The organism is Aeromonas sp. R3-1 (assembly GCF_040908345.1).
GTDB lineage: Bacteria > Pseudomonadota > Gammaproteobacteria > Enterobacterales > Aeromonadaceae > Aeromonas > Aeromonas veronii.
Genome location: NZ_JBFODN010000045.1, coordinates 1 through 6859 on the forward strand (window position 1 = coordinate 1; position 6859 = coordinate 6859).

Genomic DNA, 6859 nt, shown 5'->3' on the forward strand with positions numbered 1-6859 from the left:
CGTTGAAATACAGAACCCCCGATGCGGCACATAGGGGGTTCTGAGTAGAGAAATGCTAGTTGAAAATGTGTAAACCTATTTCAGGACTAGACACACCGTTATGGGTGATACTCAGGATCAATCGGCACAAGGAACTCGTCGCCTATGGGATATCGCCTGCTGCTTTCGCTATTGCTGTCCTGCATGCCTGTTCAACTGTGGGCCGAGCCCGTTCGTCTGACCACCCTGGAGTGGCCCCCCTACACCAGCCAGAGCCTGCCCGATGGCGGCCTCACCGGTCATATCGTCAAACGTGCCTTTGCCGAGGCGGGACTGGAGGTGACGTTCGACTTCTACCCCTGGCAGCGGGCGGTACGGCTGGCGGCCGACCCGACCCAGCCTTATAGCGGCTATTTTCCAGATTACCTCTCCGACACCCTGCCGACCTTGTGGCGCAGCTCCCCCAGCGTAGGCGACAGCGTGCTGGGCATGGCGCAGCGCTCAGGCCCCCCCATCCCCTGGCAGCAGCTCACGGATCTCGCCCCCTACCGGATCGGCGTGGTGGAGGGATACGTCAACACCCGTGAATTCGATGCCCTGATGGCCAGCAAGCGCCTCAACACTGCCGCCGTCGATGCGGACCTGCTCAACCTGCGCAAATTGCAGCGCGACCGGCTCGATCTGGCGGTGATCGATCGGGATGTCTTTCACTGGCTCATCAACCATGATCGCAAGCTGAGCAGCGCCGGATTGCAATTTCACCCGAAGATCCTCGAACACAAGAGCCTGCACATCATGTTTCGCCCCGATCAGCAGGCGTTGCAGCTACGGGTGGCACAGGCCATTGCCAGATTGGATATTGCCAAGCTGAGCGAGGATTATCAGCGCCGCTATCTGCAGCAAGGCCCTGCGGGCAAATGAGCCAACCCGCCAAAGTCAGCCCTTGCTGGCAAAAATAGCCTGAGCGCTGGTTTTTTCACCCTCTTCTGCCGCAATCGAGCCCTTTTTATGCCCCTCCCCTGCAGCCCTGTTGCCGCTCTGCTCTACCGCCATGACCACCCGATGGCTTGGCCCCGAGTGATACCACTTGGTAACAAAAATGATGTTTTTGTTAGTACGTGGTTTTTAAGTGGTTTAATCAAAAATTCATCGAGTTATTGAAGTAACTCAATTTTTTCACTTTTTCAGGGGAGCAGAATAGCAACTAACCCTTTTGGGCTAAATAAAACAGACAATGACAATTCATGGTTCAGGCTACCCGCGGCAATATGGGTTGAATCACACGAGGTAACGGAATGATCTTGATGGAATTTTTAGTGGTACTCGGCTGCTTGCTGCTGGGTACCCGCTTTGGGGGCATGGGACTCGGTCTCATCAGTGGTATCGGTCTCTTCCTGCTGACATTCGTCTTCGGCCTGGTGCCGGGCGAACCGCCTGTTCAGGTAATGCTGACCATTCTGGCGGTGATCGGCTGTGCCGCCACCCTGCAGACTGCCGGTGGCCTCAACCTGATGATGCAAGTGGCCGAGCGTCTGCTGCGCCGTCACCCGCAATACATCACTATCCTGGCGCCGCTCACGACCTGGACCCTCACCTTCCTGTGCGGTACCGGCCACGTGGTCTACACCATGTTCCCCATCATCGCTGACATCGCGCTGCAGAAGAACATCCGTCCCGAGCGCCCGATGGCTGTCGCCTCCGTTGCCTCCCAGATGGCGATCTGCGCCTCCCCGGTCTCCGTTGCCGTGGTCTCCATGGTCTCCATTCTGGCGGCCGGTCATGGTATCGGTCAGGCTTACGGCCTGCTCGACATCCTGATGATCGCCATCCCCTCCTCCCTGACCGGTGTCATCGTGGCAGCCCTGTGGAGCCTGCGTCGCGGCAAGGATCTGGACAAGGATGAAGAGTTCCAGGCCAAGATCAAAGACCCGGAGCAGCGTGCCTTCATCTACGGTGGTGGCGAGACCCTGCTTAACACCAAGTTCCCGAAAGAGGCCTACTGGTCTACCTGGATCTTCTTCGCCGCCATCGCTGCCGTGGTATTGCTCGGTGCCAACGAAGGTCTGCGTCCGGTGTTCACCATCAAGGACAAGACCGGCCCGCTCTCCATGAACCTGGTGATCCAGATGATGATGCTGATCGCCGGTGCCATCATCCTGATGCGCTGCAAGGTCAAGCCGGGCGAGATCGCCAACGGTGCCGTCTTCAAGGCAGGCATGGTCGCCATCTTCTCCGTATTCGGGGTTGCCTGGATGAGTGAGACCTTCTTCCAGGCCCACATGCCGCTGCTCAAAGAGACCCTGGCCCATGTGGTACAGGCCCAGCCCTGGACCTACGCCCTGGTGCTGTTCCTCATCTCCAAGCTGGTAAACAGCCAGGCCGCCGCCCTCACTGCCATCGCCCCCATGGGTCTGGCGCTGGGTGTGGAGCCGAAGTTGCTGATCGCTTTCCTGCCAGCCAGCTACGGCTACTTCGTGCTGCCGACCTACCCGAGCGACCTGGCCTGTATCGGTTTCGACCGCTCCGGCACCACCCGTATCGGCAAGTTCATCATCAACCACAGCTTCATCATTCCGGGGCTGATCGGGGTGGTGACCTCCTGCTCGCTGGGCTTTATCCTCACCAGCATCCTGCTCTAATCGCAGTCGCGTTTACCACGCTATTGCAATACAGGCCCCCGCTTCGGGGGCCTGCTTTTTTCCCCGCTCCGTTACCTCAACCACTTCCCCGCCGCCATTTCCGGACACTATGCCTTTACCTCTGCCCACGCCGCTGGGTAGCATGCCCCCTCGTTCACCATTGGAATCTCATCCATGTCTCGCGTCATCCTGCTCTGGAGCGGTGGCAAAGATGCCATGCTGGCCCTCTGTCATGCCCGTCAAGCGGGCCATCAGGTGATGGCACTGGCCACCTTTGCGCCGCCAGAGCCCCGATTTCTCGCTCACCCCTTGCCGCTGGTGCACCGTCAGGCGGAAGCCCTCGGACTGCCCCATCTGCTGGTCACCATAGAAGCGCCGTTCGATCTCGGTTATGAGCGGGCACTGGCCAAGCTCAAGGAGGAGTGGCAACTCGATGGGGTAGTTACCGGCGATATCGACAGCGTGGGCGGCGCACCAAACTGGATCCGCGAACGCTGCCAGCCGCTGGGTCTCACCGTCCATACCCCGCTCTGGCAGCAATCTCGTCAAGCCTTGCTGGCGGATATGCTGGCCCGCGGCATCGTCGCCCACCTCTCCTGCGTCGATACTCGGGTGCTGGCTCCCGAGTGGACTGGACGCACCCTCGATGCCGCCACCCTCGCCGAGTTGCAACAACTGGCCGAGCGCAAGGGCTTCGATGCCAGCGGCGAGCAGGGGGAGTACCACACCATGGTGACCGACGGCCCGGGCTTTGCCGCCCCGCTGCGCCTCGATGGCTGGCTGGTGGCGCGGCAGGATCACCTGGCCTATCTGGCCGAACCGCAGGGGTAACGGCTGCAAGCCATCTGGCCCGCTCACTCAGCGCGCGAAAAATCGAGATAAAAAAACGGGAGGCAACAGCCTCCCGTTTGGATTTGAGCGGACCAGTTTTGAGCGGGCCATGACGACCCGAACAAGGGATAAACCGGCTTATTTTGCCAGCTTGCCCAGCACCCGCTGCAGCAGGCGGATGCGCGGTTCGATGCTCTCCAGCAGCAGGAATTCCGCCTCCGAGTGGAAACCGCCGCCCATGGGGCCGAAACCATCGAGGGACGGCACCCCCGCGGCGGCGGTGAAGTTGGCATCCGAGCCGCCACCGGCCTCCAGCCAGTTGAAGGGGATCCCCTCCTCTTTGGCTGCCGCCTCCACCAGCGCCATCAGCGCCTCGGTGTCACCGCTCGGGCGCATCGCCGGCTTGAAGGTCTGGCGATCCACCTCGACCCGGCAGCCCGCGAGGAAGGGGTTGTTGGCCATAAAGGTGAGCCGATCGTGTACCGCAGCGGCCTCTTCGTTGCTCCAGAAGCGCAGATCGACGATCGCCTCGGCAAAGTCCGGCACCACGTTGACACCGGTGCCGCCCTGTACCACGCCGACGTTCATGGTGGTGCCCGTGGTCATGTTGACCTGCTCGTTGATGGCCAGTACCCAGTGCGCGAGTTCTGTGATGGCAGAGACCCCTTCGGTCAGGGCCGAACCGGCGTGGGACGCCTTGCCGTGGAAGGTGATGCGGTACTTGGCATTGCCCTTGCGGGCGCTGATGAGATCCCCGTTGGGACGAGCTGCCTCGGCCACCAGCACGCAGCCGCTCTGTTTGGCCTTCTCCACCAGCCAATCTTTCGACCAGGGGGAGCCAATCTCTTCGTCGCAGTTGTAGCAGACCAGCACCTTGAGCTTGGCAAGCAATGCCGGGTCCATCTCTTTGAGGGCATACCAGATAGAGAGCAGGCCGCTCTTCATGTCCGAGACACCGGGGCCAAAGGCTTGATTGCCTTCGATTTTCAGCGGGCGCTTGGCCGCCGTCCCCTCGGGGAAGACGGTATCCATGTGGCCACACAGCATCACGTCGTAGTGATCGGCACCCGGCGCATTGGTGATCTCGAGGCAGGGGCCGCACTCGGCAGCGAACTGGTGGCGGGTCACCTGACAGCCGATGGCCTCATATTTCTCGGTCATGATGTCGGCCACTTTCGCTACCCCGGCCGGGGTGCGAGTACCGCAATCGAGGTTGATGAGCGGGGCCAGATCTGCCAGGTAGGCATCCAGAGAAAAAGCGTTGCGAGAGTCTGTCATTGTCATCTCCTGGGACGGGAGGGCAGGCCTCCCGTCCGACAGCCGAGTGAAAGGGGCGGACAGCTCGTGGCCGTCCGCCACCCGCTTACATAAACAGCAGATAATTTAGGGTCAGCGCCGTCACCAGCGCCCCCGCCATCGGCACGCTGGTGCGCTTGACCACGGTAAAGGGCGATACCTTGGCAATCCCCGCACAGGCGATCAGCACAGCCGCGATGGGAGAGACGGTACGGCCGATACTTGAAGCGAGCTGCATCGGCAGCAGCATGGTCACCGCCGGTACGCCAAACTTGGCTGCCACCGCCGGTGCCAGGGTCGAGAAGCTGAGGAACGCCGCGTTGCCGGAGCCCATGATGACCGCCGCCACCATGATCAGCGCCACCATCACCAGGGTCATCAGACCGCTGCCGATACCGGCATTGCTGGCAGAGTGCAGCAGGGTATCGATGGCGCCGATGGCCTTGAGGGATTCGGCAAACAGCTCGGCACAGACTATCAGCGCCACCACGGGGCCAAACACCTTGCCCATGCCGTCGAGGAAGCTCGACAGCCCGGCAAACGCGGTACGCACCGAGCGGCTACGCAGCAGCTCGCACAGCATGCCGATAAAGACCGACAGCAGCATGGCCACCTCCACGCTCATCTTGATGTCGCTCACCAGCAGCTTGGAGAAGGCCATCATCAGCACGAAGGGGATAATCGGCAGCAGGGCATACCAGGTGGGCGCCTGCACGCACTCGGTGTCCTGCTCGTCCAGCTCGGCGTGATCGCCGCGATGGAGCGCCGGATCCCAGCCATCCTTGCGATCGCAGTGACGCTGCCAGAAGAAGTGCAGCACCATGGTCACCAGCAGCATGGGGGCCACCAACCAGATCTGGTAGTCGACAAAATAGCTGGTCGGATCCATGCCGGATTGACCGGCGGAGAAGATGGCGTTGGTCTGGGTCGGGCCAATTTCAAAAGCCTGTGAGGTAGCGATGACGCCACAAGCGGAGGCCGGGCTGATGCCGAGGTTGCGCATCACCGGATACATGGTGACCATCAACAGCAGGCCAAGGCCGGTAGCGGAGGTGACGAACAGGGAGACGAATACCGCCACCAGATAGCAGATGGAGAGCATCAGGTAGCTGGACTGGATGCCTGCCACCGGTTTGACCGCCACCCGCACCAGCGCCTGGGAGGCCCCGATATGGGACATGTAGGTGGCAAAACCCGCCACCGCCATGATGGTGAGGCCGAGGCCCGCCGCGCGGTAGGAGAAGATCCCCTTGAACACTTCGAACAGGTCGAACAGGGCAAAGCCGGTGCTCTTGTCAGCGGGGAGAATGGGGTGTAGCCCCAGCCAGTAGGCCACCGCAAAAATGGCCATGCCCGCCAGCGCCAGCACCGCCTGCGGGTTGTAATCCTTGATAATGCCGTAGACCACAGCGACCAGAACGAGCAAGACGAATAAAAGTTCCAATATTCACTCCTGATAAATTTATCGAAGAGCGAAATCTAGTGATCTGACCACTGTTTGCCTTTGATCCCTATCAATAAAGGTGCCGTCACCGTGATTCATTAGCATAATATGTCGGCCATGTAACAATTTTTCGTTATTTCAACTACCGGAAAACCTTTATCACCCCATATCCGGGAATTGTGTGACGCGACTCCCCTCTTTTTTGCGTTGGATCAACATATGACGGCGCCGAACTGGCGAAGATGCGCTTCGACATATAGCGACCATTTCGCGCCGGAGAGAGTTATGACAAGCCAAGCCACCGCAGGTGCTTCGACCTGCGACTACAAGCTGTGGGACATCCTCGTCGAGTCTGCAAAGGAACGCACTACCATTCGTTACTCCAAACTGGCCAAGCAGGCCGGGCTGGAGCAGTGCCAGGATGAACTGCGCACCCTGCTGCAGCGCATCCGCATGTACTGCACCGAAAACAACCTGCCGATCCTCTCCGCCATCGTGGTGGACGACGTGGGCAAATACACTGGCCTCTCTTCCAGCCTGCCTGATGCACCCTGGGAACGGGCCCGGGTCTTTGACCATGAGTGGACCACCCTGCACTGATTGAGGTGCATTGATAATGCCGACCAAAACGCGCCCGCTGGCGCGTTTTGGCTATCTGGCGTTTGCCCCC

6 protein-coding genes are annotated in these 6859 nt (G+C 60.3%); 4 read left to right on the top strand and 2 right to left on the bottom strand.

Annotated elements, in window-relative coordinates:
• The first annotated feature begins 144 nt into the window (after window positions 1–144).
• The 3 genes from AB5Y85_RS02285 (at window position 145) to AB5Y85_RS02295 (ending at window position 3449) form a co-directional block, all read left to right on the top strand.
• A complete protein-coding gene (locus AB5Y85_RS02285; protein ID WP_257687716.1) occupies window positions 145–900 on the top strand; it encodes an ABC transporter substrate-binding protein in 756 nt (251 codons plus the stop codon).
• A gap of 374 nt (window positions 901–1274) precedes the next feature.
• A complete protein-coding gene (locus tag AB5Y85_RS02290) occupies window positions 1275–2618 on the top strand; it encodes an anaerobic C4-dicarboxylate transporter (protein ID WP_005337916.1) in 1344 nt (447 codons plus the stop codon).
• A gap of 174 nt (window positions 2619–2792) precedes the next feature.
• Window positions 2793–3449 (top strand): adenine nucleotide alpha hydrolase, encoded by a 657-nt coding sequence (locus tag AB5Y85_RS02295; RefSeq protein WP_257687715.1) that lies wholly within the window; start codon window positions 2793–2795, stop codon window positions 3447–3449.
• A gap of 138 nt (window positions 3450–3587) precedes the next feature.
• On the opposite strand, the gene AB5Y85_RS02300 is transcribed toward AB5Y85_RS02295, so the two are convergent.
• Both AB5Y85_RS02300 and dcuC read right to left on the bottom strand, forming a co-directional pair.
• Entirely contained in the window at window positions 3588–4727 is a 1140-nt protein-coding gene (locus tag AB5Y85_RS02300) for a M20 family metallopeptidase (protein ID WP_257687714.1), read from the bottom strand.
• 85 nt (window positions 4728–4812) lie between these two features.
• Window positions 4813–6189 (bottom strand): C4-dicarboxylate transporter DcuC, encoded by a 1377-nt coding sequence (gene dcuC, locus AB5Y85_RS02305; protein ID WP_257687713.1) that lies wholly within the window; start codon window positions 6187–6189, stop codon window positions 4813–4815.
• 285 nt (window positions 6190–6474) lie between these two features.
• Here dcuC and AB5Y85_RS02310 point away from each other — a divergent pair, with 285 nt between their 5' ends.
• Window positions 6475–6789 (top strand): hypothetical protein, encoded by a 315-nt coding sequence (locus AB5Y85_RS02310; RefSeq protein WP_005337929.1) that lies wholly within the window; start codon window positions 6475–6477, stop codon window positions 6787–6789.
• Window positions 6790–6859: the final 70 nt, after the last annotated feature.